Source organism: Kribbia dieselivorans NBRC 106261, from assembly GCF_001552435.1.
GTDB classification, from domain to species: Bacteria; Actinomycetota; Actinomycetes; order Actinomycetales; family Dermatophilaceae; genus Kribbia; species Kribbia dieselivorans.
The window spans coordinates 1-4,430 of sequence record NZ_BCRE01000246.1 but is presented as its reverse complement, the minus strand read 5'-3'; the positions used below and the strand labels follow the sequence as shown (position 1 = coordinate 4,430).

Below are 4,430 nucleotides of genomic sequence, written 5' to 3'. Positions count from 1 at the left end.
GAGGCCCAGCCGCACCGGGGCGTGGGCGTCGGCCGTGACGAGGGTGAAGGAGGCGCGCGCGGCCGGGTCGAGGACGACCCCGACGGCACGTACGTCGGCGTCGGGGCGGCCGAGCGCCGAGGTGGTCACGACCGCGGCGGACGTGCGGGCGCGCATGCGGGCGACGCGCTCGTCATCGGCGTTGAGCACGGCCACTCCCCCGTCGGCGGCGGCCGGCAGGTTGGCGGGCAGTTCGCCCTTGGCCGCCTCGATCGCCTCGACCGAGCCGAACTCGCCGACGTGCGCGACGCCGACGTTGAGCACCGCCCCGATGCGGGGGTGGGCCATGGCGCAGAGGTAGTCGATGTGGCCGGGCCCCCGTGCGCCCATCTCGACGACGAGGTAGCGGGTCGACTCGGTGATCCGGCAGATCGTCAGCGGCACGCCGACCTCGGAGTTGTACGACCCGACCGGAGCGATGGTCTCCCCGGCGGTGGCGAGCACCTGGCCGAGGAGGTCCTTGGTGCTCGTCTTGCCCGACGACCCGGTGATGCCGATGACGGTCAGCGGTTCGGGCGCGCTGGTGGCCAGACGCACCTGTTCGGCGGCGATGGCGGCGAAGGCCGCCTGCACGTCGGCGACGACGACGCCGGGCAGGTCGTCGACCTCACGGGAGGTCAGCGCCGCGACCGCGCCCCGGTCACGCGCGGCCGGGACGTAGATGTGTCCGTCGGCGTGTTCGCCGACGCGGGCGATGTAGAGGCTGCCGGGCTGCGCCTCACGCGAATCGGTGACGACTCCCCCGTCCACGACGAGGCCGGCGGCCGCGTCATCGGTCACGCCGAAGAGGCGACCCCCGGTGAGCGCAGCGATGTCGGCCAGGCTCTGGGCGATCATGCCGAGGCCCGGACGGAGCGCAGCAGGTCGACGAGGGCGGCGCGGCCCTCCTCGCGATCGTCGAAGTGTTGGACCGTGGTCCCGACCGTCTGGCCCGTCTCGTGCCCCTTGCCGACGAGCGCGACCGTGCTGCCGGGCCCGGCCTCGTGGGCGAGGCGGAGCGCGGTGGCGATGGCCGAACGACGCTCCGGCACCTCGAGCACACGCGCCGGGCCGGCGGAGGCGCCCTCGAGGATCGCGCGGCGAATGACCGCCGGATCCTCGTTGCGCGGGTTATCGTCCGCGACGATGACGACGTCCGCCCCGGTCGCGGCCGCCTCGCCCATGGCCGCGCGCTTGCCTCGGTCACGGTCGCCGCCGGCGCCGAGGACGACGACGAGATCGCCGGTCGTGTCGGGGCGCAGGGCCGCCAGCACGGCTCGCACCGCGTCGGGGGTGTGGGCGTAGTCGACGACCACCCAGGGCAGGGAGTCCAGATCCTCCTGATCGACCTCGTCGAGGTCGGGCAGGTCGCTGCGATCGAGGGCGACGGTCTCGAACCGACCGGGCACCTCGGGGGCGGTGGCCACGGCGTGCACGACCTCGGCCATGGCGTAGCCGGCGTCGAGCAGGGCGATCGTGGCCAGCGCAGTGTTGACCTGGTTGAAGTCGCCGGGCAGCGCCGAGGTGAGTTCGAGGATGGCGCCGGGGTCGGCGGAGTCGGGGCGCGCGGCCTGCGCGAGGGTGAACTCGCGGTCGGCGCCGGCCGTGATGACCCAATCGGCACCGCGCTCCGCCGAGCTGGCCACGGTGGTCACCGGGATCGTCGCGATCTGCGCGAGCTGCCGACCCCAGTCGTCGTCGACGCACACGACGCCACGACGGGCGTGGGCGGCCGTGAAGAGTTGGGCCTTGACGCCGAAGTACTCCTCCATCGAGCCGTGGTAGTCGAGGTGGTCCTGGCTGAGGTTGGTGAAGAGCGCGACGTCGAAGACGAGCCCGTCGACGCGGTGCTGGCTCAACGCGTGGCTGGAGACCTCCATCGTGCAGTTCTCCACGCCGCGTTCGGTCATGATCGCCAGCACGGAGTGCAGATCGGTCGCCTCGGGCGTGGTCCGCTCGCTCGGGATGCGCTCGTCGCCCACCCGCACCTCGACGGTGCCAATGAGGCCGGTGGTCCGGCCCAGGGCATCGAGGGCGGAGCTGAGCAGGTAGGCCGTGGTCGTCTTGCCGTTGGTGCCGGTGATGCCGAAGGTCTGCAGCGGTGCGTGGCCGGTGCCGTAGATCGTCGAGGCGGCGTCGCCGAGCACGGCGCGGGGCGAGTCGACGACGAGCACCGGCACACTGGCGCCGTCCGCGGTGGCCTCGATCAGATCGGCGCCGGCGCGGTCGGTGAGGACCGCGGCCGCGCCCCGCTCCACCGCCGAGGCGACGAACGTCCCGCCGTGCACATTCGCGCCGGGCAGCGCGGCGTAGAGGTCGCCGGGGCGTACCTGGCGCGAGTCGTGGGTGATTCCGGTCAGCACGACGTCGGCGTCACCGGAGCTCGGGGCGTTGACCGCAGCAGCCACCACGGGGAGCGGGACCGGGGTGGTGTGGTCTGGTCGAGGGACAGGCACGCGGGGAACCCTACCTGCCGCTCTGCCCGCGATCGCGCACCACGCTCGGGTCGTTGCGCGACGGCGCCTTGTTGAGAACGAGCTTCAGTCCGGGCTTCGTGCTGCCCGGTGTCGGCGGCACCTTCTGGGACCGCAGCGCATACGTCATGACCTTGCGGAACACCGGTGCGGCGACCGTTCCGCCGTAGTAGCCCTTGATCGGCCGTTGCAGGATGACCGCGGTGACGATCTCGGGGTCGTCGGCCGGGGCGAAGCCGATGAAGCTGGCCGTCTTGCCCGAGTAGCCGCCCTTCTTCATGTCATAGCGCTCGGCCGTACCCGTCTTGCCGGCCACGCGGTAGCCGGGGATACGGGCCTCCGGGGCGGTGCCCTCGGTGGAGACGACACCCTCGAGCATGCGGTTGACCTTCTTGGCCGTGTCCGCGGAGACGACCTGGGTGCCGGGCGCGACCTCCGGCATGGTCCAGCCGCCCTTGCCGTCGCTGACGCCGGCGACGAGCCGCGGCGCGAGGCGGACCCCGTCGTTGGCGATCGTCTGGAACACCCCGGCAGCCTGGATGGCGGTGACCGACACGCCCTGGCCGTACATGACGGTGTAGCGCTGGGTGCCGTCCATCTCGGCCGGGGGCACGAGCAGACCGGCCGACTCACCCGGGAAGTTCAGGCCACTGCCCGAGCCCAGGCCGAACTTGCGGAAGTACCCGTCGAGGGTGTCGGCGGACATCTTCTCGCCGATGAGCAGCGTTCCGGTGTTGCTCGACTGGGCCAGCGCACCGGCCAGGGTCAGATACTGCTCGGGGTGCGGGTGCGAGTCGTTGAGCCGCGCTCCGCCGCGGTAGAGGGAGTCGGGCACGATCATCTTCGTCGACGGGGTGGCCACCCCCTCCTGGAGCGCGGCGGCCATGACCATGATCTTGGCCGTCGAACCGGGTTCGAAGACGTCGCTGAAGGCGTGGTTCGTCAGCACGTCGCCGGCCTTGCCGATGTTGTTCGGGTCGTACGTCGGGAACGAGGCCAGGGCGAGCAGTTCTCCGGTCTTGACCGACTGGACCACGACCGTGCCCGAGAGGGCCTTCGTCTCGCGCACCTGGTTGGCGAGCACGTTCTGGGCGTACCACTGCAGGTCGTTGTTGAGCGTCAGTCGCACGTCCTTGCCGCTCTGGGCGTCCTGGATCTGGTGGAACCCCTGCGGCAGGCGGTTGCCGCCCTGGGAGACCTCGTAGACCTCCTCACCGGCCGTGCCGCCGATGGTGTCGTTGAGCAGCAGTTCGAGGCCGCCGCCGGCCTGGCCGTCGTCGGTGACGAACCCGACGAGGGAGGCCGCGGTCGTCGACTGCGGGTAACTGCGCTGGGAGGTGCGTTCGCTGGCGATGCCCGGGATGCCCAGGGCGTTGATCTTGTTCCAGGCCAGCGGGGTGATGTCCTTGGCGAGGATGACGTAGCGGCCGTCGAGCCGCATCAGCCGGGCGAGTTCGGTCTCGCTCTTGCCGAGCAGCGGGGCGAGGTCGGCGGCGGCGCCGGCCACACCGACCTCCTGACTGGTGCCGTTGACCTTCTTGCGGTAGGTCGGCACGGCCTGCGGATCGGCGGTCACGGTGCGCCGCTCCAGGCTGGTGGCGAGGATCTCGCCCTTGGAGTCGGTGATGGTGCCGCGCAGGGCCGGGATAGCCTCGCGCTTGGTGCGCCCGGAGAGCGCCTCGGCCGCGACGCTGCCGCTGTCGATGCCCTGGACGACGACGAGCTGGGCCGCGAACAGGCAGATGACGAAGAACACCCCGAGGAACATCCCTCGGAAGCGACGGGTGGAGTCCTTCGGGGGCTTCGGAGCACGGGCCTTCGGCGGACGCGTCGGGCGGGTGGTCCGTGGCTTCGCCGGGCCGGCGTTCTTGGGCGTGGTGGCGCGGGCTCGTGTGGGTGTGGCCGGGCGCGCGGTGCTCTTCGGCGTGGCCGCGCGGG

Annotated in this window: 3 protein-coding genes; all 3 read right to left on the bottom strand. The window is 72.0% G+C overall.

The features are described 5' to 3' along the window. The coding region (locus KD1_RS15360) for a UDP-N-acetylmuramoyl-tripeptide--D-alanyl-D-alanine ligase (RefSeq protein ID WP_245627439.1) at positions 1–876 on the bottom strand (876 nt) is incomplete at its 3' end. Further along, complete coding sequence (locus KD1_RS15355; protein WP_083542533.1) at positions 873–2,474, bottom strand: UDP-N-acetylmuramoyl-L-alanyl-D-glutamate--2,6-diaminopimelate ligase; 1,602 nt, start codon at positions 2,472–2,474, stop codon at positions 873–875. The genes KD1_RS15360 and KD1_RS15355, both read right to left, overlap by 4 nt. A 10-nt stretch (positions 2,475–2,484) precedes the next feature. Then, positions 2,485–4,430 (bottom strand): peptidoglycan D,D-transpeptidase FtsI family protein (locus KD1_RS15350; RefSeq protein WP_306307031.1); only part of this gene is annotated, 1,946 nt, incomplete at its 5' end.